This window comes from Streptomyces sp. NPDC097640 (genome assembly GCF_040302705.1).
Lineage (GTDB): Bacteria > Actinomycetota > Actinomycetes > Streptomycetales > Streptomycetaceae > Streptomyces.
Genome location: NZ_JBEOSB010000020.1, coordinates 165,648 through 190,802, shown reverse-complemented (window position 1 = coordinate 190,802; position 25,155 = coordinate 165,648). Strand labels below are relative to the sequence as shown.

Below are 25,155 nucleotides of genomic sequence, written 5' to 3'. Positions count from 1 at the left end.
CTCGCCGCGCGAGTGCCGGCCGGTCAGTCCCGCGGCAGCGGAACGCTCCACACCAGGCGGGTGCCGCCGCCCGGCGCCCCCTTGACCAGCAGCTCGCCACCGCGCTTCGCGGCGCGCTCGGCGAGGTTCCGCAGCCCGCTGCGCCGGCCGCCCTCCGGGATGCCCACCCCGTCGTCGGTGACCGTGAGGGTCAGCCGGCCGGACCCGACGGCCAGGGAGATCTCCGCTCCGCGGGCCCGCGCATGGCGGGCGACGTTGGACAGCGCCTCGGCCAGGACCGCGACCACGTCGTCCGCGACGGGGTACGGCACATCGGTGTCGACCAGCCCCTCCGTACGCAGCGAGGGCGTGAAGCCCAGCGCGGGCACGGCCTCCTCGACCGTCCTGGCCGTGCGCACCCGCAGCCCCTGGGCGGCCGGGCCCGCCTCGTGCGACCGCAGGCCGAAGATCGTCGATCGGATGATCTTGATGGTGTCGTCCAGGTCGTCCACCACCCGCAGCAGCCGCTCGGAGCCCTCCGGGTGCTGGACGAAGCGCATGGTGCTCTGGAGCGTCATCCCCGCGGCGAACAGCCGCTGGATGGCCAGGTCGTGCAGATCGCGGGCGATCCGGTCGCGGTCCTCCAGCAGCGTCAGCTGCTCGGCGTCGCGCCGCCGCTCGGCCAGCTTCATGGCGATCGCCGCCTGACCGGCGAAGCCGAGCAGCATGTCCGTCTCCACCGGGGTGAAGGGCGGGCTCCCCACCGCGCGGGCCAGCGACAGCACCCCCTGGACGCCCTCGCTGGTCCGCATCGGGACCGCCACCGCGGGGCCGAGGCCCGTCCATCGCAGGGGGCCCTCGGTGATCCGCGGGTCGTTCCCGACATCGACGCTGGTGACCGCCTCGGACCCGAGGAAGGCGGCGCCGGCGAACGAGCCCTTGCGGGGCAGCACGAGGCCGCGGTGCTTCTCGGCGTCGGTGCCGTCCGCGAGCGCCATCTGGAGGTCGGTGCTCCCCTCGACCGGCAGCGCGAGCACCCCCAGGTCGGCGGCGAGCAGCCGCCGGGCGTGCCCGACGATCAGCCCGAGCACCCGGGTCTCGTCCACGCCGGACAGCAGGCCCTGGGTGACCTCGGCGTTCGCCTCCAGCCAGCGCTGGCGGTGCCGGGCCTCCTCGTACAGCCGGGCGTTCTCGACGGCCACCCCGGCCGCGACCGCGAGGGTGGACAGCACCGTCTCGTCCTCGCCGTCGAACTCCTTCCCGCTCCGCTTCTCCGTCAGATAGAGATTGCCGAAGACCTCGTCCCGCACCCGGATGGGCACCCCCAGGAACGAGTGCATGGGCGGGTGGCCCGGCGGAAAGCCGTAGGAGGCCGGGTGGTCGGACAGCTCGGACAGCCGCAGCGGCTCGGGGTGGCGGATCAGCTCGCCCAGGATGCCGTGGCCGGACGGCAGCGCGCCGATCGCCGCGATCTGCTCCTCGCTGACGCCCACGGTCAGGAACTCCGCCAGCCACCGCCGGTCCTCGCCGATCACGCCCAGGGCGCCGTACTCGGCGTCCACCAGGACCACGGCCGCCTCGACGATCCGCCGCAGCACCTGCGGCAGATCCAGCTCCCGGCCGACCGAGAGCACGGCCTCCAGCAGGCTGTGCACCCGGTCCTGGGTCCCCCGCACCGCGTCGATGCGCACCTGCAACTCGTCCAGCAGCTCGTCGAGCCGCAGACGGGGCAGATTCGTGGAGCTGCTCGCGCTACCCATGCCCACCGCGCCTCCCACTCCTTACGGTAGCCGCGCACCCCGGGCGGTGAATGCTGCCGGAAGTCTTGGCGCGACAGACTCCGTTGGCTAATGTTCGGCGCTGTTGATTTCGGATTGCTTCGGCAACCTCTGTATATCGGCACCGAAGAGAAGGGTGGGCCGCCGATGCCCCGGCTCCTTCGCTCCTTCCGCCTCCTCCCCCGACTGATCGCCCTGGCCCTGGCCGGAACGCTGGTGACCCCCGCCCCCGCCGCGACGGCGAGCCCCTCGGCCCCGCCCGCGGACGTGTACAAACTCCTTGAGGACCCCGAGGTCACCGCGGTCGGGCAGGAGCCGGCCCACGCGCGGCTGACGCCGTACGACAACGCCCCCGGCGCGCTCCAGGGCGGCCAGGACACCCGCTGGACCAAGTCGCTCGACGGCTCCTGGAAGATCCATATGTCGGACCGCCCCGAGGAGGTCCCCCAGGACTTCTTCACCGAGGGCTATGACACCTCGCGGGCCGGCTGGCGCAGCGTGAGCGTGCCGCACACCTGGCAGACGGACGGCCTGGACCACCCGGTGTTCCGCAACATCCCCACCGAGATGTATCCGGACGACCCGCCGAAGGTGCCGCACGACGTCAACCCGACCGGTGCCTACGTCAAGACGTTTCAACTGCCCGGGAGTTGGGAGAAGCGGCGGACGTTCCTGCGCTTCGAGGGCGTCACCAGCGGCTATCTGGTCTGGGTCAACGGCTCGTACGCCGGGTACGACCAGGGCGGCTACACGCCCGCGGAGTTCGACATCAGCGAGCGGCTCCACCCGGGCCGGAACACGGTCGCGGTGCAGGTGCACCGCTGGGGCTCCGGCTCCCATCTGGAGGACTACGACCAGTGGCGCTTCGCGGGCATCTTCCGCTCGGTCGGCCTGTACTCCACCCCGGCGACCCATCTGCGCGACATCACCGTCAAGACCGATCTGGACGCCGCCTACCGGGACGCCCGGCTGACCGCCCGGGTCGATGTCGCCGCCAAGGGAGCGGACGGCGCGAGCGGGGGCGGCGCGGGTGAGCGCAAGGTCACCGGAACGCTGTACGACCGGCGCGGACGCGAGGTGACAACGATGTCGGGGACCGTTGACCCCGGCGGCGGCACCGGGTCCGCCACCCTCACCGCCCCGGTGGCGAACCCGGCCAAGTGGACCGACGAGACACCGAACCTCTACACCCTCGTCATCCAGCTCCACGGCGCCGACGGCCGGGTCACCCACACCACCGCCCAGCCGGTCGGCTTCCGCGAGATCGAGATCAAGGACAAACAGCTCCTCGTCAACGGCCGCCGCATCCTCGTCAAGGGCATCAACCGCGCCGAGACCGATCCGAACACCGGCCGTCACGCCACCAGGGAGCGCACCGCATCCGACGTCTCCCTGATGAAGCAGCTCAACATCAACTCGATCCGCACCTCGCACTACCCGTCCGATCCCTATCTGTACGAGCTGGCCGACGCGCGCGGGCTGTGGATCGACGACGAGGTCGACATCGAGACCCACCATCACGACGGCTGCCCGGACGACTGTCTGGCCGAGCGGCCCGAGTGGCAGAGGGCGTTCCTGGACCGGCTCACCGCGATGTACGAGCGGGACAAGAACCACCCCAGCGTCCTGATGTGGGACACCGGCAACGAGGCCGGCCTGGGCAGGGCCCACTACGCGATGGCCGAGTTCCTGGACCGTGAGGACCCGGCCCGCCCCGTTTACCACCAGCCCAACAGCCCCGACGGCGACGCCCCGTTCGCCGATGTCTGGGGGCCGCGTTACCCCTCCCCCGCGGGCCTGGAGGAGAAGGCGAAGGCCACCACCAAGCCGATCATCATGGGCGAGTACGCCCACGCCATGGGCAACTCGCTCGGCAACTTCAGGGAGTTCTGGGACGTCGTCCGCAAGTACCCCCAGGTCCAGGGCGGCTACATCTGGGACTGGGCGGAGCAGAACATCACCCAGCCGCTGCTGACCACTCCCGACTCCTCCGGCAACGACATCCTGTCCTATGTCTCGGGGAAGCCCGGTCTGGTGGCGGGACACCGGGGCAGGGCGCTGGAGCTGTCCGGGCTCGACGACTTCGTGGAGGTCTACCGCGACCCGAAGCTCGACGCGGTGGCGGACGCGCTCACCCTGGACGCCTGGGTGAAACCCGCCGACTGGACAGGCAGCTTCACCGTGATCGCGAAGGGCGACCACAGCTACGCCCTGAAGATGCGCGACAAGGACACCCTGGAGTTCTTCGTCTACGGCGACGGGGAGTGGCACACCGTCGCGGCCGACGTCCCCGGCGACTGGTACGGCTCCTGGCACCGCGTGTCCGGCACCTTCGACGGCTCGACGCTGAAGCTCTACATCGACGGCGAGCAGGCCGCCTCCACCGCCTGGCGCGGAACCGTCGGCTACTCCGCCCAGCCGGTGAACATCGGCCGCAACCCCGAGACCGACCAGGAGAACATCCGCAGCCGCATGGCACACGGCACGGTCGACCAGGTCCGCGTCTACCACAAGGCGCTGGGCCCCGATCAGCTCGCCGCCGACCCCAGCGCGGACGCTGTGCTCGCGCTCGACTTCGACCGGCTCGACCGGAAGGGAGAGTTCCTGTCCTATGGCGCGGGGACCGGCGGGGTCGACGGGGTGGTCTCCGCCGACCGCACCGTACAGCCCGAGGCCCGCGCCATGGCGGCGGTGCACGCCCCGGTCCGGATCTCCGGCGCCGAGGCCGCGTCGGGGCTGATCGATGTGCTCAACGAGCGCTCCTTCACCCGCACCGGCGACCTCGGACTACGGTGGCGGATCACCGAGGGGACCAGGACCCTGGCCCACGGGACCCGCTCCTTCGGCCTCGACCCCGGCGAGCGACAGCGCGTCCGGCTGCCGAAGCCGCCCGCCAACCCCAAGGACGCCGACCGGCAGCTCACCGTGGAGGCGGTGCTCGCCAAGGACACCACCTGGGCGAAGGCCGGGCACCTCGTCGCGGTCGAGCAGTTCGACATCGGCGGCGCACAGCTTGCGGGCGCCACCCCTGCCAGGGCTCCGGGCAGACTGACCACCACCACGACCGGCAGCCGGATCACCGTCGCGGGGGAGGGCTTCTCGTACGGGTTCGACAGCGCGAGCGGTGAGCTGGTCTCGATGCGGGCCGACGGACGTGACCTGCTCGGCTCCGGTCCCGAACTCGACGCCTGGCGCGCCCCGGTCAGCAATGAGATCGGCTCCGAGGAAGGGCCGTGGCGCGAGGCGGGCCTGGACCGGCTGCGCACCGAGCCGGGGAAGGTCACGGTCTCCGAGCGGGGCGGCGAGGTCACCGTGACCGTGCCCTCCACGGCCGCCGCGCCCGGCGTCAAGGGCTCCTCCTTCGCGCAGACCCTCCGGTACACCGTCAGCGGCACCGGGGAACTGCGCCTGGACCACCGCGCCGAGGCGCGGGGCAAGGCGCGCACCGTGCCCTACCTGCCCCGCATCGGGCTCTCCCTGCGGCTGCCCGCGCGGTACGACACGTTCACCTGGTACGGGCGCGGGCCGCAGGAGAACTACAACGACCGCGAGGACGGCGCCCCCGTGGGGGTGTACTCCACCGATGTGGACAAGCAGTTCGCGGGATACACCAGGCCCCAGGACTACGGAAACCATGAAGACGTCCGCTGGGCGTCGCTGTCCGACGGCAAGAGCGGTCTGCTGGTCTCCGGGTCGGGATCCGGGTCCGGGTCCGGGTCCGGGGGATTTTCGGCCGGGGTCACCCCGTACACGGGCATCGACCGCGCCGCGTACCCGTTCGCCCTCCGGAAGGACCCGGGAGGCAACACCCTGCACCTGGACCACGCGGTGAGCGGCGTGAGCGAGACCTTCCACACCGTGCTGCCCCAGTACCAGGTGCGGCCCGCCCGGGAGTACGCCTACACGCTGCGGATACGCCCGCTGACCGGCGCCGAGGCCCGCACCGGCACCCCGCGCGGCCCGGTCGTCTGCACCCCTGGGGCCAAGCTCACCGCCGCCGACACCACCGTGCCGGCGGGCAGCTCCACCTCGGCCGAGCTGACCGTCACCAACCCCTGCGACACCCCGCTGCGCGAGGTCACCGCGGCCCTCGACCTCGCCGACGGCTGGACCGCCGAACCCGGCACCTTCGACCTCGGCGACCTCGCCGCGGGCGGGACCGCGACCGTACGGACCGAGGTCACCCGCGGCGAGAACTCCCCGGACGGGCTGCGGCCCGCCGTCGCCGACGTCCGCGCGACCTCGACCGGCGGGGCGCGGGTGAGCGGCTCGGCGGCGGTCGACCTCGACGGCACGCCTCCCCCGCCGCGCGGCGAGGTGTCCGTGTCCACGCTCGACTTCATCACCTCCGACAACGGCTGGGGCCCGGTCGAACGGGACCGCAGCAACGGCGAGTCCGCCCCGGGCGACGGCAGGACGCTCACCATCGGCGGCAAGGCCTACGAGCACGGCCTCGGCGTGCACGCCGACTCCACGGTGGAGGTCTTCCTGGGCGGCAACTGCTCCACCTTCACCGCCGAGGTGGGGGTGGACGACGAGGTGGCCGACGACGGCAGCGTCGCCTTCGAGGTCTACGCCGACGGCGAGCGGGTCCACCGCGGCGACGTCGTCGACGGCGCGGACTCCGCCGTGCCGATCGAAGCCTCGGTCGAGGGCGCGCAGGTGCTCCGCCTGCGGGTCACCGACGGCGGCGACGGGAACGCCCACGACCACGCGGATTGGGGGGCGGCGACGGTGCGCTGCGGCTCGGACTGACGCGGAGGCCCGTTTCCCCTCCCCGCGCCCCACCCGCCCTCCATCGGCGAGTGCCCCGGCCCGGACGGACCCCGGCGGGCTCCGTCCGGGCCCAGTGGTCCCGCGGGCTTCCGGGAGCCTGTGGGCGGCGCGTCGCCCCGGGCCCTGGGCGATACGCCGCCCAGGGCCCTGCCGAGCTCGGCGGCCGGCGCTCGCGGTGGCCGCCGCGCGGCCGCGGGGCCCCGGCCGGCGTCGGTCCTCGGACCTCGAACAGCGGGGGGCGGATCGCGGGGACGGCTCGCAGGGACGGCGCTCAGGCCCGGAGCCGTCCGCGACCCGGCCCACGCGCGGCGAAGCCAGTGCGCGGCCGCGGGCGGCTCAGCCGTACAGGAGTTCGACGAGGCGGTCGAGGAAGAGCTCCTGCCCGGCCACGATCTTCGTCCGCGCCTGCGCGAGATCCAGCCAGGCCACCCGGTCGATCTCGGGGAAGGCCCGAAGGCGCCCCGACCCCCTCGGCCACTCCATCTCGAAGGTCCCCGGGGCGACCCGCCGCGGGTCGAGGTCGCCCGCCAGCGCCCACACCGTCACGACCTTGCCCCCGGTCTGCCGGACGGAGCCGAGCGGAAGGAGTTCGCCGGAAGGCGGCGGCAGGCCGAGCTCCTCCTGGAACTCCCGGTACGCCGCGGCCTCCGGCTCCTCGTCCGGCTCGTACTCGCCCTTGGGCACGGACCACGCCCGCTCGTCCTTGCGCGCCCAGAAGGGCCCGCCCATGTGGCCGAGCAGAACCTGGACCGGTGTGCCGGCCACCGGGTCCGGGGGCGTACCTGCCGGGTCGGCCGCGCGGAACAGCAGGATTCCGGCGCTTCGCTTGTCCGTCACAGTGACCAGTGTGCGCGGCCGACGTCGAACGCGGCGCCGCCGACGCCCAGGCCCTCGGGGCGTACGGCGGCCGGTCACCGGCGGTTCGCGGGGGCGGCCGCGGGCACTCGGCTGACGTTGCGGACATCCCGACGCTGGGGGTGCTGACGATGCGGTACGAAGAGCTGACGGGGCAGGTCCAGGCCCTGGCGCGGCTGCCCGACCGGCGGTCGGCGGAGCGCGCGGTGCGCGCCACGCTCGAAACCCTCGCGGAGCGGATCCCGGACGGCCTCGCCGACCACATGGCGGCGCAGCTCCCGGCCGAGGCGGCCGAGCCCATGCGGCGGGTGGCCGCCTCCCACGAGACCTCGCCCGAGCAGCGGGCCCACCGGCGCGACCACGGGGAGCGGTTCGACCTCACCGGCTTCGCGGGGCGGATCGCCTGGCGCGCGCAGACCTCGGAGGAGGAGGCGATCCGGGAGGCGAGCGCGTTCTTCGAGGTGCTGGACTCCGCGGTGAGCCCGGAGCTGATGGAGCGGCTGTACACGGCGCTGCCGCGCGACATCCGGGAGCTGCTGCCGGAGGCGCGCGCATTCGAGAACCAGGAGAACCGGGAGAACCAGTGGAACCAGGCGAACCTGGAGGACCGGCGCCCATGAACATCCTGATCTGGCATGTGCACGGCTCCTGGACCACGGCGTTCGTCCAGGGCCCGCATCACTACCTGGTGCCGGTGGTGTCCGGCCGCGGGCCGGACGGCCTCGGCCGGACCCGCGGGTTCGCCTGGCCCGCCTCGGTCACCGAGCTGAGCCCCGTACGGCTGCGGGACGCCCCGGTCGACCTGGTGGTCCTCCAGCGGCCGCACGAGGCGGCCCTCGCCGAGTGCTGGCTGGGCGGGCGCCGCCCCGGGCGCGATGTGCCCGCGGTCTACGTGGAGCACGGCACCCCGGGCGGAGGTGTCCCCGGCACCCGCCACCCCTGCGCCGACCGGGACGACCTGCGCGGCGTGCCCCTGGTGCACATCACCCACTTCAACCGGCTCTTCTGGGACAGCGGCACCGCCCCCACCACCGTGATCGAGCACGGCGTCGTCGACCCGGGCCATCTGTACACCGGGGAGCTGGAGCGCGCCGCCGTCGTCGTCAACGACCCCATCCCGCGCGGCCGCGCCACCGGCACCGATCTGCTGCCCGAGCTGAGCCGGGCGGCGCCGCTGGACGTCTTCGGCCGCCGTACGGAAGGGCTCGCCGCGTACCTGGGGCTGACCGAGGACCGGCTGCGCCACGCGGAGCTGCCGCAGGACCGGCTGCACGCCGAGATGGCCCGCCGCCGGCTGTATCTGCACCCGCCGCGCTGGACCTCGCTCGGGATATCCCTCCTGGAGGCCATGCACCTGGGCATGCCCGTGGTGGCCCTGGCCACCACCGAGGCGGTCGAGGCGGTGCCCGAGGGCGCGGGTGTGCTCTCGACCCGCCCCGAGGTGCTCGCCCGCGCCGTCCGGGGCTATCTCCGGGAGCCGGGAGCGGCGGCCGAGGACGGGGCGCGGGCCCGCCGCGCGGCGCTCGACCGGTACGGGCTCAAGCGCTTCCTGGACGACTGGGAGCGACTCTTCGAAGAGCTGCGGAGCTGAGAAGCTGACGAACTCCGGGCGTCAGGGGTGGGCGCCGGCGGTGGTGGCCGCGCCGGTGCCGGCCGCCGCACCGCGGCCCGGAGCCACGCTGCCGGGTCCGCCGATGCCCAGGGCCACCTTGGTCCAGCCCTGCTCGCGGCGGTCGAAGGCGCGGTAGGCCTCGATGGCGTCCTGGGTGCCCGACCAGTGGGTGCCGCGTACCGGGGTGCCCAGGCGGGGGCGGAGGAAACAACTTGACAAAAGGCCTTGCCGGAACAGCAAATAGGAGGGTGTCGGACAACGATTTCGCGAGTGTGCTGACGGGTGTGGGGCCGCGGTTGCGCGCGCTGCGGCTGGCGCGCGGCGCCACGCTGTCCCAGTTGAGCGAGACGACCGGGATCTCGGTCAGTACCCTCTCGCGCCTGGAGTCGGGGCAGCGCAAGCCGACCCTGGAGCTGCTGCTGCCCCTGGCCAGGGCCCATCAGGTGCCGCTGGACGAGCTGGTCGACGCGCCCGCCAGCGGCGATCCTCGGATCCATCCGCGGCCCTTCACCCGGCACGGAAGGGTGTTCGTGCCGCTGACCCGCCACCTCGGCGGGCTACAGGCCTACAAGATGATCCTGCCCGCCGGGCAGACGCCCGAGGGCACTCGGCTCGAGCAGAAGGTGCACGAGGGGTACGAGTGGCTTTATGTGCTCGCCGGCCGGCTGCGTCTCGCTCTGGGCGAGCACGACCTCGTCCTCACCGCCGGCGAGGCGGCCGAGTTCGACACCCGTGTCCCCCACGGCTTCGTCGGCGCGGGTGACCAGCCCGTCGAGGTGCTGAGCATCTTCGGGACGCAGGGCGAGCGGATGCACGTACGAGCACGCCCCACCGGCGCCTGACGGACGCCGTCAGATGGCCACGACGCAGTCGTCGGAGCTGTTGGTGCCCAGGACGCTGACGATCCCCGCGGTGCCGTCGCCGAAGAAGCGGGAGAACATCCCCGCCGGGCGGCCGCCGAACAGCAGCGGCCCGAACACCGGGGCCACCTCCACGTCGTGCGGCTCCCGGGCGCCGTCGGCGACCATCGCCAGCCGACACGTGCGCGGCGCCACGAACTCCTGCACCACGCTGGTGCCCGCCTCCGCCGCCGCGGCCACCGCCGTCTCCCACTCCGCCGCGCCGCTCTCCCGGCCGATGACGACCTGCTTGCCGCTCATCCCGATGCTCTCCTTGAGCACCAGCAGCTCCCGGTTCGCCACCGCGAAGGGGACGAGGTCGACCTCGCGGCCGCCCCGGCTCGTCCTGCGGTGGGTCAGCACCCGCGTCCACGGCAGATACCTGTCGACCAGGGCCCGCTCCGCCGCGCTCATCCACGGCCGCCCCTCCGACAGCAGGCCCATGGTCAGCTTGCTGGACAGGAAGGTGGAGGTCTGGGTGGACACCAGCAGACAGCCGTGGTCCAGCGCGGCCTGCACCGGCGCGGTGTCGATGCCCAGCTCGGCCCAGTCGGGGAGGGTGAAGTTGCGCAGCCCCAGCGGGTAGCGCAGCCGCGGTGGGCAGTCCCAGGCCTCGTGCAGATCCTCGGGTTCGAAGAAGCGCGCGGTCAGCCCGTGGCCGTTGAAGTGGTCGGCCTCCATGTCGAAGTAGCGGGTGGACTCCACCCCCTGGTCGCGGGCGCTGCCCACCAGGGCCACCCGGGGCGCCACGGCCAGCTCCGCGCACAGGTCCCGGAACATCGCGGCACGCACCGCGAACGGGCTCCGGCAGCGGAACGGCAGCCGGCCCGCGTCGTCGGCGTAGAGCTTGCGCCACACCTCGAGGCGGCAGTGTGTCTCCACCGGGCCGCCGAGCGCGCCACTGACGTTGAACTCCAGAAACCGCGGCCCGTCCGGCCCGATCACGATGTCCGGCCGGGCCACGCAGTCCGCGTACCGCTCCTCGGCGAACGGGTCTGCCATGAACAGCCGGTGTTCGCCGTCCGGCATGCCGTACGCCGCCAGCCTGCCCTCCGTGGTGGGCGCGGTCTCCAGGGCGGTGCGGCGCACCAGGTCGAGGAGCGCCGCGGTGGCGCGGAACAGCTCCGCGTAGGACGCGCGCGGCAGCGCGATCGGCGCGGCGGGCAGCAGCGGCTGATACGGCCAGCCGGTGTCCCTGATCTCGGTGCGCAGCATCTCCCGGATGGTGTCCGCGGGCGCGTCGGGCGGCCTCAGTCGGTGGCGGCCGAACCACGGGTGTCCCGTGGCCGCCGGGGTGCCGATGTCCTCGAGCCCGCTCATCCGGGTTCCCCCAACTCCGCGTCGCCGAGCGCCGATCGACCGGGTGTCAGCATAGCCAGGGCCTAATAGCCAGGGCCTACCCTTGGGGGCATGACGCTGCGCCGGGTCGGGGACAACGAGTACGTCGAAGAACACGGCGGGGACTACGAGGACTTCGAGCCCGGCATGGTCATCCGGCACTGGCCGGGCCGCACCATCACCGAGACCGACAACACCTGGCTGACGCTGCTGACCATGAACCAGCACCCGCTGCACTTCGACCGGGCCTACGGGGAGGGTGCCGAGTACGGGCGGGTGCTGGTCAACAGCGGGATAACGCTGTGTCTGGTGGGTGGCATGACCGTGCAGGCGCTGTCGGCGCGGGCGGTGGCCAACCTCGGCTGGGACAAGGTCCGGCTGAAGGACCCGGTGTTCGTCGGCGACACGCTGTACGCCACGAGCCGCATCCTCGCCAAACGGCTGTCCAGGTCCCGGCCGGGGCAGGGGATCGTCACGGCGGAGACGACCGGCGCCAAGTCGACCGGGGAGACGGTCATCGTGTTCGAGCGGTCCTTCATGGTGCGCTGTCGCGAGGCGGGCTGACTCACCGCCCACCGGTGGCCACGGCCTCGTGGAGCGCCGCAGCGGCGGCGGTGTCCTCGATGGCCAGGCCCACCCCGCGGAACACCGAGGTCCGGCCGTCCGCGGCGGTCGTCCCGTTCACCAGACCGCCCAGTTCGTGCAGTTCGGCCACGCCGATCAGCCCGTCGGCCAGCGCGGCCCGCACCTCGCCCGCGTCCTCGAGCGCGGCGGCCCGCTCCTCCACGACGACGAACGCGGACGCGAGGAGCGCCGGGTCGACCTCGATCGCGTCCTCGTAGGTCCCGCCGATCACGTTCACATGCGCGCCGGGGGCCACCCAGTCGGCCGCCACCAGCGCTGTCCGGCCGTCGGTGGAGGTGGCTGTGCAGATGACGGCGGCGTCGGTGACGGCGTCCTTCGCGGTGTCGCACACCGAGACGTCAACCGAGTGGGCTGAGGTGGCGCGGAGCCACTCCGCGAACGCCTCCGTACGGGCCCGGGTGCGGGAGAACACCCGGACCGAGCGGATGGGGCGCACCGCGCACACGGCCCGCACCAGGGCCCGCGCCTGCACCCCCGCGCCGAGGACGGCCAGCTCCTCGGCGCCCTCGGAGGCGCACAGCCGGGTCGCCAGGCCCGCCACCGCGCCGGTGCGGACGGCGGTCAGCTCGGCGCCGTCCAGCAGCGCGGTGATGCGCCCGGTCTCCAGGTCGGTCAGCACGACCACACCGTGGATCAGCGGCAGCCCGCGGTCCGGGTTGTCCGGGGTGAGCGTGGTGATCTTGACGCTGCCCACCCCGCGCCGCTCCCAGACCGCGGTCCCGGCCAGCAGCTGCCGCCGCGGGCCGGGCACGCCGTGTTCGACCACGGTCCGGGAGGGGGACCGGGTCCGGCCCGCCGCCAGATCGCCGAACACCTCGGCCAGCGCGTCGATGACCCGCACCAGCCGGTCCGCGCCCGCCATGTCCTCGGCGCCAATGGTCACTGGGAGACTCAGCGCAGTCATGTGGCGGCCTTCCGGGCGCTCAGCTCGGCGACGACATCGACGATCAGATCCTCCTGCCCCGCGACGGCCTGTCGTCTCCCGAGCTCGAAGAACACATCGCGCGGGTCGACTCCGGCCCGCGCGGACTGGTCCAGCACCTGGTGTTTGAACCCGGAGAACACCCCGGCCAGGCCGCTGACGATGGACAGCGAGCCGGTGACCGGCGGCGCGGGCATGAGCTCACGCTCGGCGAACTCGGCGGCGTCCAGCAGCGCGTACAGATCGATGCCGGTGGCGTATCCGCTGCGCTCCAGCACCGGCACCACCACCTCCAGCTGGGTGTTGCCCGCCCCGGCGCCGAAGCCGCGCGCGCAGCCGTCGATGATCGCGGCCCCGGCCCCGGCGGCGGCCACGGAGTTGGCCACGGCCATGCCGAGGTTGTTGTGACCGTGGAAGATCAGAGGTACGTCCACGGCCTCGGCCATCGCGCCGATCCGGTCGGTGACGTCCTGGGGCAGGAGGTGGCCGGCGGAGTCCATGATGCCCACCGCCCGTGCCCCGTACCCGACGGCGCGCGCCGCGTGTTCGGCCAGCTCCGCCGGGGTGGCCATATGGCTCATCATCAGCACGCAGTGCGCCTCCGCGCCCTCCTCGCGCAGGAGCCCGAGGTGGCGCTCGGCCAGCGAGGTCTCGGTGCAGTGCGCCCCGACGCGGACCACGTCGGCGCCGTGCGCCACCGCCTTGCGCAGATCGTCGGAGGTGCCCCAGCCGGGCAGCATGAACACCGCCATCTTGCTGTGGCGCAGGGCCTCCCGCACGGTCGACAGCATCACGTCGTCGCTGACGGCGGCCCGTCCCACCTGGAGGGAGGAGGCGCCCAGGCCGTTGCCGTGGCCCACCTCCACCACCGGGATCCCCGCCGCGTCGGCCGCCTCGGCGTACCCCCGCAACGCCGCCACGCCGAGTTGGTGCCGCACCGCGTGCTGGCCGTCGCGCAAGGTGGGGTCGTGGATCACCACGGAGCTCATCGGCCCGCCCCCGTCCGGGCGGCCGGGGCGAGCCGGGCCGCGTGCTGCTCGGCGACCAGGACGGCGGCCGAGTTGATGATGTCCAGATTTCCGGCGTACCGGGGCAGTACGTCGCTGTCCGCAGTGACCTCCAGGGAGATCACGACCCGGTCGCCGGTCACCGAGCAGGCGATGACCTCGTATCCGGGCTGATGTTCCCGCACCCGCTCGGCCGCCCCGGCCACCACGGCGCGCACCGCCTCGGCGTCGGCCCCGGGGACGACGGCGTGGACGGCCGTCCGGAAGGTCGCCGGGGGCGTGGCCGGGCTGATGTTCAGGATCGCCTTGGTGTCGTGCACCCCGGTGAACTCGGTGAGGGCGTGCTGGGTGGTGGCCACGTACTCGTCGAGGTTGAGCCGGGTCGCCCGGCCCGCGATGCCGCTGGCCACCGTGGAGACGGCCTCCAGGTACGCCACTTCGTACCGGCCGGCGAGGGCGTGCGCGACCGGGATCGACGCCTGTCCGCCGCAGCTGATGAGGCTGACGTTGCGCTCGGCCGGCGGGTAGGTCCCGGTCACGGTGGGCACCACCATCCGGCCGACCCGGCTGGGGGTCAGATCGATCAGCAGTGTGTCCAGCGGCCTGAGCAGCCGCCAGTGTTCGGCGTGCGACATCGCGTTGGTGGCGTCGAACACCACGTCGAACGGGCGCGGGGCGGCGAGGATCGCGCCGATCCCCTCCGCCGTGGTCGGACAGCCGAGCGCGGCGGCGTGGCGCAGCCCCGCGGACTCGGGGTTGCGCCCGGCCACCAGGCCGCACTTCAGCACGGCGGAGCGCCGGACCTTGCCGACGAGGTCCTGGCCGATGGCCCCGGTGCCGAGGACGGCGACGGTGATGGGCGGGACGGTGCCGGGCCCGGCGACGGCGCGCTCAGCGACGGCCATCGCCCGCCTCCTCACCGATGCCACCACTGTCGCCACTGTCGCCGCTGTCGCCGCCGAACCGCTGCGCCCAGGCGTCCCCGCGGGCCACCGTCGCCTGGGCCATCCGGGCGAACGGCGGGCCGACCATGTTGCCGTCCAGGACCGCGATCCCGCCGTCCGCCGCCCGCACGGCCTCGCTGACCCGCCGAGCCAGCCGCAGACCGGCCGGGTCGGGCCGCAGGGCCCGGTTGATCGCGCCCAGTTCGCTCGGGTGCACGGTCACCTTGCCGTGGAAGCCCAGCTCGCGCACCCGGTCGAGCTCCTCCGCGAGCGCCTCGGGCTCGGCGAGCCGGAAGTTGGCGGTGTCGATCAGGGCGGTGCCGTACCGGGCGCCGGCCAGGGCCATCGCCTGCCGGGCCGCGAGCAGGCCCGCCCAGGTGATCTCGATGCCCAGGGCGGCGGCCAGGTCCGCCGAGCCGAGGATCAGCCCGTCGGCGGCCGCCGCGATGGCATCGATGTCAGCGACGGCGGCCGGGGTCTCCACGGTCGCGTAGACCTCCGGGCGCGTCCCCGCCGAGGCGAGGGTGTCGCGCATCAGCGCCACCTCCACCGCCGACTTCACCATCGTCATCACCACGAAGCCCGGCTTGACCGGGCATTCGATGAGCATCGCCAGGTCGTGCACCGCCTCGGCGGTGCCCAGCTCGTTGACGCGCACGGCGGCGTTCGCGGGCTCCGGCGCCTTCTCCAGCGCCGCGCGGCACACGCTCCGCGCCGCGGGCTTCCGCTGCGGCGGGATGGCGTCCTCCAGGTCGATCAGGTGCACATCCGCGTCGTACGACCACGCCTTGACCACCCGGTCGAGGGACAGCGCGGGCGTGTAGAGGATGGAGCGCGGTATGGCCCGAGCGGTGCCCGTCGGTGTCAGCGGAGGTGTCAGCGCAGGTGTCAGCGGAGGTGTCAGCGGAGGTGTCAGCGGAGGTGTCAGCGGAGGTGTCAGCGGAGGTGTCACCTTCATCTGGTCGCCTCCACCGCCGCCGGGGCCGCCTGCTGGGCGCCCACCGCGGCAAGGGCCGCGCACAGCCCGCGGATCTGCTCCTCGGTCTGGCCGGCGCGGAGCATCACCCGCAGGCCCGCGGTGCCGCGGGCCACGATCGGGAAGAACACCGGGGAGACATAGAACCCGGCCTCGTACACCCGGCGGCCCGCCTCCATGACCGTCTCGTCGCTCATCGGCACGACCCGGATGGGAAACGTCGTCCCGCTCTGCCCGGTGCTGATGTGCCGGTCGAACAGCTCGATGTTGGCCCGCAGCCGCCGCTGGAGGACGGTCAGCTCCTCGGTGCGGTGGATCTCCGCCGAGGCCAGGGAGGCCCCGACCGCGGCCGTGTTCATCGGCTGCGAGTAGCTGAGCGCGCCCGCGAACCGCTCGACCACGCGCAGCGTGTCCTTCGGGTAGCCGTCGAGCAGGATCGCCGCGCCGCTGGTGCCGAACGCCTTGTTCAGGGTGGCGACGGTGATGGTCCGCTCGTCCAGCACCGGGCAGTGCGAGCGGATGTAGCCGATGCCGCGCTCCCCGTACGCCGAGATCGAGTGCGAGTCGTCGTAGTACACCAGCAGGCCGTGCTTCTCCTGAAGCTCCGCCAGTTCCCGCACCGGCGCGTAGCCGCCCAGGCTGTCCGCGCCGTCCACGACATAGGCGACGCGCTCGTACCGAGCGCACATGTCCTCGAGGAACCCGAGGTCGTGGTGGTCGCAGGTGACCACCTCCGTCTCGTCGGCGCAGGTGGGCTTGGCCGCGGCCATCGACACATGGCAGTTGCGGTCGAACACCATCAGCGGCCGGACCCCGTTGCCCAGATGGCCGGAGGCGATCAGCGGCAGCAGCCCGGCGCTGGCGACACCCGCCGAGATGGCGGCCACCACCTCGGCGCCGAACAGCTCGCCGAGCGAGGCCTCCAGCTCCGGCAGGGCCGGGAGCTGCACCCGGCTGCGCGGGATGCAGTGGTCCAGCACACCGAACCGGCGCAGCGCGGCGACCGCGCCCTCGATGACCTTGGGGTGCGAGTCCAGGTCGAGATAGGAGCAGCAGGTGAAGTTGGTGAACTCGTGGCCGTCCTCGGTGTGCAGCACGCCGGGCTCGCCGTCCTCGAGTTCGGCCGTGATCCCGGCGAGGCCGCTGCGCTCGGACAGGTCCCAGAACGCGTTCCCGACGCCGACGGCCTTGTCGTTGTTGCGGTAGCGGTGCGGGGGTGTGATGGTCCGGCGTTCGGTCATGACGCGGCCTCGGCGGGCTGGTAGTTGTAGACGCCCTTGAGCTTGCGGTAGGCGGCCGTGTAGAGCGCGACGCCGAGCACATAGGGTCTGCGGAAGATCTTGGGGTCGCGCAGCCAGAAGTTCATGTTGATGTTCATCTCGTCGAGCGACTCGGCCTGGTGCCACCAGCCGAGGGGGAGATAGAGCATCTGGCCGGGCTCCAGGATCAGCTCCCGGCGCTCGGCCAGTTTGGCGGCGAGCCTCGGGAAGCGCCGCCGGTCGACGTCGTCGAAGTCGAAGGCCCGCGACTTGTCGCCGAACCCGCGCACCAGCGACCTCGGGTAGTACTCGCGGAATCCCGGGGGCGCGAGGACGAACCGCTTACGGCCCTCCAGGGCTGTGTTGAAGTTCTCCAGCTCGTCGAAGTGGCTTTGGGTGAACACTCCGCGGTGACTGATCCACAGATTGGCCGCGTTGAGCGAGCGCCGGTAGTCGAACAGCTTCCCGGCGTCGAAGCCGAGGATCGCGTCGACATCGGCCGGGCTGTTGCGGATGTTCGACACGATACGGTTCCAGGTGCCGGGGTCGGTCCGGTATCGGCCGTCGTCGAAGAACTCACGGAGCCGGATCTCCTGGGTGGTCCAGCGCTGTGAATTCCGCTTGTCGCCGGGCTCGGTGAACAGGGTCACCTTCTTGTTTCCCAGGCGCTCGGCCACGCCTTCCCGGCCGAGGCCCCGGGCGCCTTTCGGTAAATCGATCACCACGGGGACATCCGCCCGGATGAGGGCCTGCCGCCCGAATGCCGTGAACTCGTCGAAGGAGAGACGGGGAACCGGTAATCCCCCGAGTCCGTCCCGCTCGGACGCGTGCCGCGCGGTGCTCACCACTCTGTCCTCATTGTTCTCGTCATCGCTCCGCCATCGCTCTCGTCAACGTCATGGTGCTCATACGGCGGTTTCCGGGGCCGGTTCCGGCGCGGGCCCCGTCCTCAGGAGCGCCGGCTGTCCCACGAGGCTCAGCCCCATCGCGAGGAGCCCGCCGCCGACCGCCGCCCACGCGGCCTGTTCGAAGCCGCCCGGGCCGGCCAACCGCCCGCCCACGGCGGTGCCCAGGGCGATGCCCAGGGCACCGGCGCTGGTGAGCCACGAGAACCCCTCGGACAGGGAGCCCTTCGGGGCCAGGGACTCCAGCAGGGTGCTGCCCGCGATCAGCCCCGGGGAGATCGCGACCCCCGCGACGACGGCGAGGAAGGCCATCGCGAGGGGAGAGTCCGCGAAGGCCAGGGGGATCACGCCGAGCGTCAGCGCCGAGGTGGTGATCGAGAGCAGCCGCGCCTGCGACAGCTTCCAGTCCACGGCCCCGTAGACCACCCCGGCGGTCAGACTGCCCACCGCCGTCAGCGACAGGAACACCCCGGCGAGCCCGGAGGCCGACCGCTCCTGCGCGAACGCGATCAATGTGACGTCGACCGCGCCGAGCAGAAACCCCATCCCCGCGTACGCGACCATCAGCACCCTGATCCCGACCACCGAGATCGCCCGCCGGGGGCCGCGGCCCGGGGCCGGTTCGGATACCGGCTCGGACCGGCGGTGCAGCGCCACCGCGATGGAGCCGGTGGTGGTCAGCACCGCGCAGGCGATCAGGCCCGCGGCCGGGTGCACCGCGGTGGCCAGCAGGGTGACCAGCAGCGGCCCCAGCAGGAAGATGGTCTCGTCCAGCATGGATTCCAGGGCGTAGGCCGTACGCAGCAGCCCGCGGTCGGCCATCGACGCCCACCGGGCCCGCATGAACGAGGTGAACGAGACCGAGGCGCACCCGGTGGCCACCGCCGCGAGGATCAGCAGCCACAGCGGGGCCTCGAGCAGGATCGACACCACCAGCAGCGTCATCCCCGCCCCGTGTGCCAGGCAGGCGGTGAGCAACACCCGCCGCTGGCTGAGCCGGTCGGCCAGCCGCCCCAGCACCGGGCTGGCCACGCCCTGCGAGACCAGCATGGCGGCCGCCACCGTCCCGGCGTCCGCCAGCGACCCGGTGACCGCGGAGATCAGCATCAGACAGCTCAGCGACCGCATGGCGATCGGGAATCGGCCGACCATCCCCCAGAACGCCAGCGCCGCGGCGCCCGGCGCCCGCAGTAATCGGAAATAGGACCCGAGCCCGGAATTCGAGCCCGATGTACCTCCGGCCACATTGCCCCCGTCAGCGCGAAACGGCCATCCCGAGTTATTCCGACGATCTCGAGCCGGAATACCCGGTCACGCCACACGTCAAGGAACGAATTGTTCCGCACCGACTGCGCCGATCCCTGTACCCCCGCCCAATACAGCGATTCGCCATAATAGTCGGGCCGCGGCCGGTTGGCGATGGGTCCGGCGGCATCCGAGATCGATGGCCGTGTTCACCGCGGATTCTGGACGCCTTGCTTATAGAGGCGTGACGCCCGCTCGGTGAGGCTGCCGCCCCGTGGCGCACAACGGGGAGAGTCACCGCGGAGCGGCAGCCGGACCGGGCCACGAGGCCCGGGAGAGCCGCCGGAGGCGTGGGTTCCCCGGCGACTCGACAGAAGATACGGGCCGCCGCCCCGCGTTGTTCAGTCTTCGACTAATTGGGTTCTGCCGCTGAGCCGGGTTTGCCGCGGCGGCCCGCCCCTTGCCAGGCTGTCCCCATGCCGACCACCCCGCTGCCCGAGCTCGTCGACGCGCTTCTCACCGGCCCCGGCCCGTTGCCCATCGTCTCCGCGGGCGTCCCGGTCCTGCGCCGGCCCGCCCTTCCCTACGAGGGGCAGCTGTCCGACGGGCAGCTGGACCGGCTGGTGGTGGCGATGCGGGAGACCATGCACGCCGCGCCGGGGGTGGGCCTGGCCGCCCCGCAGATCGGGATTCCGCTGCGGATCGCGGTCATCGAGGACCCGGCCGAGGTGTCCGCGGAGGTGTGTGAGGCGCGCGGGCGGGTGCCGCTGCCCTTCCGGGTCCTGGTCAACCCGTCGTACGAGCCGGTGGGCGACCCCGGCCGCCGGGTGGCGTTCTTCGAGGGGTGCCTGAGCGTGCCCGGCTGGCAGGCCGTGGTCGCCCGCCCCGAGCGGATCCGGCTGCGGGGGCAGGACGAGCGGGGGCGGGCGCTGGACGAGGAGTTCACAGGGTGGCCCGCGCGCATCGTCCAGCACGAGACGGACCACCTCGACGGCGTGCTCTATCTCGACCGGGCCGAGACCCGCTCGCTCGCCTCGGCGCGCTCCGTCGCCGAGCTGTGGTCCCAGCCCACCCCGGCCGACGCGGCCCGGGCGCTGAACTTTCCCCTGCCGGACGCCTAGGAGGGAGTGTCCGGCGGACGTCCTCCTGGTGGACGGCGCGTGTTCCGGCCGCGGCGGCACACGTTCGTCATCGAGCGGCAGTCGTCGAATCACCGTCCGGACACTGCCGCGTTCTCGTACCGGGGCAACACTTGCGAAGCCATTCCAAGCTTCGCTGGTGCTGAATCCCCTGAACGGAGAACAGGAATGCCCTTGCTCTCGACAACCCCGGTACCGGCGGACGCCGGCTCCTACGTCACCTCGATCGCGGACACCGAAGAGCAGATACAGGCCGCGCAGCGGCTGCGCTACCAGGTGTTCGGCCAGGAGCGGGGCGCCCGGCTGCACTCGCCCGTCCCCGGCCGGGACATGGACGAGTTCGACGAGGTCATGGACCATCTGATCGTCACGGACACGGCGACGGACACCGTGGTCGGCACCTACCGGCTGCTGCCTCCCGGGCGCGCCGAGCGGCTGTACTCGGACACCGAGTTCGACCTGAGCGGGCTCCCGGAGGAGATCCGCTCGTCGATGGTCGAGGCGGGCCGGGCCTGTGTGCACCCGGACCACCGCTCGGGCGCGGTGATCAATCTGATGTGGGCCGGGCTCGCCCGGTATGTGCTGCTGTCCGGGCACCGCTATCTCGCGGGCTGCGCCTCGGTGCCGCTGGCCGACGGCGGGCAGGCCGCGGCGAACGCGTGGCTGCTGGGCACCTCCCGGCACGCCGCGCCGCCCGAGGTGCGGGTGCGCCCGCACGACCCCTGGATGCCCACCCGGCCGCTGGTGGCCGAGCCGGGCTACGCCTCGCTGCCGCCCCTGCTGCGCGGCTATCTGCGGATCGGGGCCTGGATGTGCGGGGCCCCGCAGCACGACCGGGACTTCGACGACGCCGACTTCTTCGTGCTGCTGGACACGGAGCGGATGAACGACCGCTATCGGCGCTACTTCCTGGGCGAGTCACGGTGACCGTGCCCGTGCCCGTACCGGCGCCCGCGAGCGCGTGGGCCGCGTGGTCCCCGTGCACCACCCGCTGTGTGGCGCACGCCGCCGCGCGGGTGCCCGCCTCGCGGGCGGCCGGGCGTGCCGCGTCCTTCGCGCGGACGGTGGTGAGCGCGCTGCTGCGGGGCCGGGGGATCGGCGAGCCCGCCACGCTGCGCGCCCACGCCGTGGCGGTGCTGGACGCCCTGGACATCCGGCTCGAGGTGACCGGCGGGCCGCTGAGCGTGCCGGGCGACACGGGCACACTGGTCGTCGCGAACCACATCTCCTGGCTGGACATCCTCGCCCTGCTCGCCGTGGAGCCGGTGACCATGCTGGCCAAGCGGGAGGTCGGGGGGTGGCCGGGGGTCGGCCCGCTGGTGCGGCGGGCGGGGACGCTGTTCATCGACCGCGACAGCCTGCGCGGGCTGCCGGACACCGTCGCGGCGATGTCCGGGCAGTTGCGCTCCGGGCGCTCGGTCATGGCCTTCCCGCAGGGGGTGACCTGGTGTGCCGGGACGGGGGGCCGTTTCCGGCGGGCCACCTTCCAGGCGGCCCTCGACGCGGGGGCGCCGGTCCGGCCGGTGTCCCTGGAGTACGTCCAGCACGGAGCGCCGACCACGGTGGCCGCCTTCGTCGGCGAGGACGACTTCGGCAGCTCGGTGCGGCGGATTCTGGGTGCCGACGGGCTCACGGTGCGGGTGCGGGTGCGCGAGCCGCTGTGGGCGCTGCCGGGGGTGGACGACCGTCGGGCGCTCGCCGCGCGGGCCCAGGCGGCGGTGTGCGGAGCGGAGATGGCCGTACACGGCTGACCCTTCGGGCAGTGTGGGGCGATGTGCGGGATCGGTGGCGGCGGTCTGCCCGAGTCCACGGTGACACCGGCGGACGGGGCCCGACCCGGAAGTTTCGGCGCCCTTCCGCCGTACGACACGCGGAAGTTGATCACAGTTGCCCCGAACTCCATTCGGGCAGAAACGGTCACAAGTCTTTCGTATACGGGCAGGGCCAACAGTGCGTGGCATTGGTATACACCTGAAAGCGGACCTAAACACCCGTCACCAGATTGTTCAGCCGTTGCCGATACGACAGAAAGTGGTGACTTCCCTTGGCTGCCCTCCCCCACACCGCCCAGGTCACCCCTGATCACCCCAGAGTCCATGAAGGGCGCGGCCGGTACGCCACCGGCATGGCCACGCTCACCTCCGACCTGCGCGTCCTCGCGGGTGACGACGACTTCTTCCGCCACTTCGGCGGCTCGTCGGCGGAGCTGTGCGGCCGCGAACTGTTCGACCTGCTGCGCCCCAGCGCGCTCTCCGTACTGCGGGAACACTTCTCGCGCCTGCACGACGGGCGCCGCACCCGCTTCACCGAGCGCGTCGTGGGATGCCGCTCGGACGGGCAGGTGTTCTCCGGCGATCTGACCGGCACGGCCATCGAGGGCCCGTCCCGGCAGGCGTCCTCCATCGTCGTCCTGGTCAGGCCGGACGACGAGCCGGCCACCGAGGAGGTGTCCACGCTGCGGGGGCTGCTGCTCTCCCCCATCGAGGCCCGGATACTCGAAGGAGTGGCCACCGGCGCCTCGACCGTGCAGCTGGCCTCCAAGCTCTATCTGAGCAGGCAGGGCGTCGAGTACCACGTGAGCTCGATGCTGCGGAAGCTCAAGGCGCCCAACCGCGCCGCCCTGGTGTCCCGCGCCTACGCGGCAGGCATCCTGACCGTGGGCACCTGGCCGGCCCAGGTGCTCCCGGAGTACATCAAATAGCCCCCGTCGGCGGCACGTCCGGGGGCGTGCCGCCGACGCGGGTCGCTCCGTCGCTATCCGGCGACGAGCGCGGCGGTCACGGACGCCGTGGCGACGACGGCCAGGGCGATCCCGCCGAGCAGCGCGGCCACCAGCCGGCACCGCAGCCGGAGATGGACCGCCTGATACTCCGCGCGCAACTCCTCGCAGCGCCACGCCACCTTGCGCAGCATCCGCTCGGTGACGTCCAACTGGTCCTGGGTGTAGCGGCGCTCGACCTCCTGGCGCTGGGCGACGGTCAGCCAGTCCAGCCGGTCCGCGAAGCGGCGCGCCCGTTCCGAGGCCAGGTCGCGTTCCGCCTGGAGCAGCAGATAGCCCTCGAGCTGGTTGATGCCCATGGCGATGTCGCCGGAATACGGGGCGCCTGCCGGCCTCATGCCACCGGCTCCCGCTCGGCGACCTCGGGGTGGTGCAGATCGAACGCCGGGGATTCGGAGCGGATCCGGGGCAGTTCGGTGAAGTTGTGCCGGGGCGGTGGGCAGGAGGTGGCCCACTCCAGCGAGCGGCCGTAGCCCCACGGGTCGTCGACCTCGATCTTCTTGCCGTACTTGGCGGTCTTCCAGACGTTGTAGAAGAACGGCAGGACCGACAGACCGAGCACAAAGGAGAAGATCGTCGAGACGGTGTTCAGCGTGGTGAAACCGTCGGCGGCGAGATAGTCCGGAATCCTGCGGATCATCCCCTCCGCCCCCAGCCAGTGCTGGACGAGGAACGTGCCGTGGAAGCCGATGAACAGCGTCCAGAAGGTGATCTTGCCGAGGCGCTCGTCCAGCATCTTGCCGGTGAACTTGGGCCACCAGAAGTGGAAGCCGGCGAACATCGCGAAGACGACCGTACCGAAGATCACGTAGTGGAAGTGGGCCACCACGAAGTAGGTGTCCGACACGTGGAAGTCCATCGGCGGCGAGGCCAGGATGACACCGGTCAGACCGCCGAAGAGAAACGTGATCAGGAAGCCGACCGCCCACAGCATCGGGGTCTCGAAGCTCAGCGACCCCTTCCACATCGTGCCGAGCCAGTTGAAGAACTTCACCCCGGTCGGCACCGCGATCAGGAACGTCATGAAGGAGAAGAACGGCAACAGCACGCCGCCCGTGACATACATATGGTGCGCCCACACCGTCACCGAAAGACCCGCGATCGAGATCGTCGCGCCGATCAGCCCGATGTAGCCGAACATCGGCTTGCGCGAGAACACCGGAATGACCTCGGAAATGATCCCGAAGAACGGCAGCGCGATGATGTACACCTCGGGATGGCCGAAGAACCAGAACAGATGCTGCCACAGCAGCGCCCCGCCGTTGGCCGCGTCGAAGATGTGCGCCCCGAACTGGCGGTCCGCCTCCAGGGCGAACAGCGCGGCGGCCAGCACCGGGAAGGCCAGCAGCACCAGCACACCGGTGAGCAGCACGTTCCAGGTGAAGATCGGCATGCGGAACATCGTCATGCCCGGAGCGCGCATGCAGATGATGGTGGTGATGAAGTTGACCGAGCCGAGGATCGTGCCGAAGCCGGAGAAGGCCAGACCCATAATCCACATGTCGGCGCCCACACCCGGCGAGCGGACCGCGTCCGACAGCGGCGAGTACGCGAACCAGCCGAAGTCGGCGGCGCCCTGCGGGGTGAGGAACCCGCCCACCGCGATCAGCGAGCCGAACAGGTACAGCCAGTAGGCGAACATGTTCAGCCGCGGGAACGCCACGTCGGGCGCGCCGATCTGAAGCGGCATGATCCAGTTCGCGAAGCCCGCGAACAGCGGCGTGGCGAACATCAGCAGCATGATCGTGCCATGCATGGTGAACGCCTGGTTGAACTGCTCGTTCGACATCAGCTGGTGGCCCGGGCGGGCCAGCTCGGCGCGCATGAGCAGCGCCAGGATCCCGCCGATACAGAAGAACGCGAACGACGTGACGAGGTAGAGCGTCCCGATCGTCTTGTGGTCGGTGGTCGTCAGCCACCTCACGGCCGCGGATCCGGGGCTCGGACGGCGCGTGGGCAGGGGCGCCGGTGCCGCGACAACACTGTTGTTACTCATGCCCGGTAGGTGTCCGGCACCCCTCCCGACCGTCACAGGGGAGGCCGGGAAAAGAAAGTTTCCCGGGGGTGTGATGATCGGGGGCATGCCGGACACCTACC

22 protein-coding genes are annotated in these 25,155 nt (G+C 72.2%); 9 read left to right on the top strand and 13 right to left on the bottom strand.

All coding sequences use genetic code 11. The annotated features are described in order from the left end of the window. Window positions 1–23 precede the first annotated feature (23 nt). Window positions 24–1,739, bottom strand: coding sequence for a sensor histidine kinase (locus ABTY62_RS29335; RefSeq protein ID WP_352132416.1), 1,716 nt, complete (start codon window positions 1,737–1,739; stop codon window positions 24–26). Window positions 1,740–1,904: 165 nt separating this feature from the next. Here ABTY62_RS29335 and ABTY62_RS29330 point away from each other — a divergent pair, with 165 nt between their 5' ends. Beyond that, on the top strand, window positions 1,905–6,512 hold the full coding sequence (locus ABTY62_RS29330; protein ID WP_352132415.1) for a glycoside hydrolase family 2 TIM barrel-domain containing protein: 4,608 nt from the start codon (window positions 1,905–1,907) through the stop codon (window positions 6,510–6,512). 357 nt (window positions 6,513–6,869) lie between these two features. Here ABTY62_RS29330 and ABTY62_RS29325 read toward each other — a convergent pair whose 3' ends face one another. Then, window positions 6,870–7,370, bottom strand: a complete 501-nt coding sequence (locus tag ABTY62_RS29325) for an NUDIX hydrolase (protein WP_502997537.1) — start codon at window positions 7,368–7,370, stop codon at window positions 6,870–6,872. Between the two features lie 149 nt (window positions 7,371–7,519). On the opposite strand from ABTY62_RS29325, the gene ABTY62_RS29320 reads away from it, so the two are divergent. Both ABTY62_RS29320 and ABTY62_RS29315 read left to right on the top strand, forming a co-directional pair. Next, window positions 7,520–8,008 carry a DUF2267 domain-containing protein gene (locus ABTY62_RS29320; RefSeq protein ID WP_352132414.1) on the top strand — a complete coding sequence of 163 codons (489 nt, stop codon included), beginning with the start codon at window positions 7,520–7,522 and terminating at the stop codon, window positions 8,006–8,008. Further along, entirely contained in the window at window positions 8,005–8,979 is a 975-nt protein-coding gene (locus tag ABTY62_RS29315; RefSeq protein WP_352132413.1) for a glycosyltransferase, read from the top strand. The genes ABTY62_RS29320 and ABTY62_RS29315 overlap by 4 nt, the downstream gene beginning before the upstream one ends. A 21-nt stretch (window positions 8,980–9,000) precedes the next feature. On the opposite strand, the gene ABTY62_RS29310 is transcribed toward ABTY62_RS29315, so the two are convergent. Beyond that, window positions 9,001–9,219: a hypothetical protein gene (locus ABTY62_RS29310; protein WP_352132412.1), complete on the bottom strand. Its 219-nt coding sequence runs from the start codon at window positions 9,217–9,219 to the stop codon at window positions 9,001–9,003. 29 nt (window positions 9,220–9,248) lie between these two features. Between ABTY62_RS29310 and ABTY62_RS29305 the strand changes: the two genes are divergently transcribed. Then, window positions 9,249–9,842, top strand: coding sequence for a helix-turn-helix domain-containing protein (locus tag ABTY62_RS29305; protein ID WP_352132411.1), 594 nt, complete (start codon window positions 9,249–9,251; stop codon window positions 9,840–9,842). Between the two features lie 9 nt (window positions 9,843–9,851). On the opposite strand, the gene ABTY62_RS29300 is transcribed toward ABTY62_RS29305, so the two are convergent. Continuing rightward, complete coding sequence (locus tag ABTY62_RS29300; protein WP_352132410.1) at window positions 9,852–11,219, bottom strand: hypothetical protein; 1,368 nt, start codon at window positions 11,217–11,219, stop codon at window positions 9,852–9,854. Between the two features lie 90 nt (window positions 11,220–11,309). Here ABTY62_RS29300 and ABTY62_RS29295 point away from each other — a divergent pair, with 90 nt between their 5' ends. After that, window positions 11,310–11,801 carry a MaoC family dehydratase gene (locus tag ABTY62_RS29295; protein WP_352132409.1) on the top strand — a complete coding sequence of 164 codons (492 nt, stop codon included), beginning with the start codon at window positions 11,310–11,312 and terminating at the stop codon, window positions 11,799–11,801. Window position 11,802: 1 nt separating this feature from the next. Here the strand turns inward: ABTY62_RS29295 and ABTY62_RS29290 are convergent, their stop codons facing one another. The 7 genes from ABTY62_RS29290 to ABTY62_RS29260 are packed head-to-tail and all read right to left on the bottom strand — an operon-like array spanning window position 11,803 to window position 19,140. Further along, window positions 11,803–12,777 (bottom strand): ornithine cyclodeaminase family protein, encoded by a 975-nt coding sequence (locus ABTY62_RS29290; protein WP_352132443.1) that lies wholly within the window; start codon window positions 12,775–12,777, stop codon window positions 11,803–11,805. Between the two features lie 5 nt (window positions 12,778–12,782). Beyond that, entirely contained in the window at window positions 12,783–13,793 is a 1,011-nt protein-coding gene (gene dmpG, locus ABTY62_RS29285) for a 4-hydroxy-2-oxovalerate aldolase (protein WP_352132408.1), read from the bottom strand. Further along, window positions 13,790–14,716, bottom strand: coding sequence for an acetaldehyde dehydrogenase (acetylating) (locus ABTY62_RS29280; protein ID WP_352132407.1), 927 nt, complete (start codon window positions 14,714–14,716; stop codon window positions 13,790–13,792). The genes dmpG and ABTY62_RS29280 overlap by 4 nt, the downstream gene beginning before the upstream one ends. Further along, a complete protein-coding gene (locus ABTY62_RS29275; RefSeq protein WP_352132406.1) occupies window positions 14,703–15,713 on the bottom strand; it encodes an HpcH/HpaI aldolase/citrate lyase family protein in 1,011 nt (336 codons plus the stop codon). The genes ABTY62_RS29280 and ABTY62_RS29275 overlap by 14 nt, the downstream gene beginning before the upstream one ends. Next, on the bottom strand, window positions 15,710–16,972 hold the full coding sequence (locus ABTY62_RS29270) for an 8-amino-7-oxononanoate synthase family protein (RefSeq protein ID WP_352132405.1): 1,263 nt from the start codon (window positions 16,970–16,972) through the stop codon (window positions 15,710–15,712). The genes ABTY62_RS29275 and ABTY62_RS29270 overlap by 4 nt, the downstream gene beginning before the upstream one ends. Continuing rightward, on the bottom strand, window positions 16,969–17,835 hold the full coding sequence (locus ABTY62_RS29265) for a cupin-like domain-containing protein (protein ID WP_352132404.1): 867 nt from the start codon (window positions 17,833–17,835) through the stop codon (window positions 16,969–16,971). Before ABTY62_RS29265 ends, ABTY62_RS29270 begins: the two co-directional genes overlap by 4 nt. A 60-nt stretch (window positions 17,836–17,895) precedes the next feature. Continuing rightward, window positions 17,896–19,140 carry an MFS transporter gene (locus ABTY62_RS29260; protein ID WP_352132403.1) on the bottom strand — a complete coding sequence of 415 codons (1,245 nt, stop codon included), beginning with the start codon at window positions 19,138–19,140 and terminating at the stop codon, window positions 17,896–17,898. 476 nt (window positions 19,141–19,616) lie between these two features. Here ABTY62_RS29260 and ABTY62_RS29255 point away from each other — a divergent pair, with 476 nt between their 5' ends. The 4 genes from ABTY62_RS29255 (at window position 19,617) to ABTY62_RS29240 (ending at window position 22,980) form a co-directional block, all read left to right on the top strand. Continuing rightward, on the top strand, window positions 19,617–20,261 hold the full coding sequence (locus ABTY62_RS29255; protein WP_352132402.1) for a peptide deformylase: 645 nt from the start codon (window positions 19,617–19,619) through the stop codon (window positions 20,259–20,261). 186 nt (window positions 20,262–20,447) lie between these two features. After that, on the top strand, window positions 20,448–21,206 hold the full coding sequence (locus tag ABTY62_RS29250; RefSeq protein WP_352132401.1) for a GNAT family N-acetyltransferase: 759 nt from the start codon (window positions 20,448–20,450) through the stop codon (window positions 21,204–21,206). Beyond that, window positions 21,203–22,030 (top strand): lysophospholipid acyltransferase family protein, encoded by an 828-nt coding sequence (locus tag ABTY62_RS29245; RefSeq protein WP_352132400.1) that lies wholly within the window; start codon window positions 21,203–21,205, stop codon window positions 22,028–22,030. The genes ABTY62_RS29250 and ABTY62_RS29245 overlap by 4 nt, the downstream gene beginning before the upstream one ends. A 293-nt stretch (window positions 22,031–22,323) precedes the next feature. Then, window positions 22,324–22,980 (top strand): helix-turn-helix transcriptional regulator, encoded by a 657-nt coding sequence (locus ABTY62_RS29240; RefSeq protein WP_352132399.1) that lies wholly within the window; start codon window positions 22,324–22,326, stop codon window positions 22,978–22,980. Between the two features lie 53 nt (window positions 22,981–23,033). Here the strand turns inward: ABTY62_RS29240 and ABTY62_RS29235 are convergent, their stop codons facing one another. Together ABTY62_RS29235 and ctaD are read right to left on the bottom strand one after the other, a co-directional pair. Then, entirely contained in the window at window positions 23,034–23,396 is a 363-nt protein-coding gene (locus ABTY62_RS29235; protein ID WP_352132398.1) for a hypothetical protein, read from the bottom strand. Continuing rightward, window positions 23,393–25,054 carry an aa3-type cytochrome oxidase subunit I gene (ctaD, locus tag ABTY62_RS29230; protein ID WP_352132397.1) on the bottom strand — a complete coding sequence of 554 codons (1,662 nt, stop codon included), beginning with the start codon at window positions 25,052–25,054 and terminating at the stop codon, window positions 23,393–23,395. The genes ABTY62_RS29235 and ctaD overlap by 4 nt, the downstream gene beginning before the upstream one ends. Between the last annotated feature and the right edge of the window lie 101 nt (window positions 25,055–25,155).

What these genes read in the sequence shown, in the direction of transcription:
- ABTY62_RS29280 (WP_352132407.1), bottom strand. Translation starts at nt 14,716, where the DNA reads ATGGCCGTCGCTGAGCGCGCCGTCGCCGGGCCCGGCACCGTCCCGCCC.
- ABTY62_RS29300 (WP_352132410.1), bottom strand. Translation starts at nt 11,219, where the DNA reads ATGAGCGGGCTCGAGGACATCGGCACCCCGGCGGCCACGGGACACCCG.
- ABTY62_RS29255 (WP_352132402.1), top strand. Translation starts at nt 19,617, where the DNA reads ATGCCGACCACCCCGCTGCCCGAGCTCGTCGACGCGCTTCTCACCGGC.
- ABTY62_RS29320 (WP_352132414.1), top strand. Translation starts at nt 7,520, where the DNA reads ATGCGGTACGAAGAGCTGACGGGGCAGGTCCAGGCCCTGGCGCGGCTG.
- ABTY62_RS29315 (WP_352132413.1), top strand. Translation starts at nt 8,005, where the DNA reads ATGAACATCCTGATCTGGCATGTGCACGGCTCCTGGACCACGGCGTTC.
- ABTY62_RS29235 (WP_352132398.1), bottom strand. Translation starts at nt 23,396, where the DNA reads ATGAGGCCGGCAGGCGCCCCGTATTCCGGCGACATCGCCATGGGCATC.
- ctaD (WP_352132397.1), bottom strand. Translation starts at nt 25,054, where the DNA reads ATGAGTAACAACAGTGTTGTCGCGGCACCGGCGCCCCTGCCCACGCGC.
- ABTY62_RS29270 (WP_352132405.1), bottom strand. Translation starts at nt 16,972, where the DNA reads ATGACCGAACGCCGGACCATCACACCCCCGCACCGCTACCGCAACAAC.
- ABTY62_RS29275 (WP_352132406.1), bottom strand. Translation starts at nt 15,713, where the DNA reads ATGAAGGTGACACCTCCGCTGACACCTCCGCTGACACCTCCGCTGACA.
- ABTY62_RS29250 (WP_352132401.1), top strand. Translation starts at nt 20,448, where the DNA reads ATGCCCTTGCTCTCGACAACCCCGGTACCGGCGGACGCCGGCTCCTAC.
- ABTY62_RS29330 (WP_352132415.1), top strand. Translation starts at nt 1,905, where the DNA reads ATGCCCCGGCTCCTTCGCTCCTTCCGCCTCCTCCCCCGACTGATCGCC.
- ABTY62_RS29335 (WP_352132416.1), bottom strand. Translation starts at nt 1,739, where the DNA reads ATGGGTAGCGCGAGCAGCTCCACGAATCTGCCCCGTCTGCGGCTCGAC.
- ABTY62_RS29295 (WP_352132409.1), top strand. Translation starts at nt 11,310, where the DNA reads ATGACGCTGCGCCGGGTCGGGGACAACGAGTACGTCGAAGAACACGGC.
- dmpG (WP_352132408.1), bottom strand. Translation starts at nt 13,793, where the DNA reads ATGAGCTCCGTGGTGATCCACGACCCCACCTTGCGCGACGGCCAGCAC.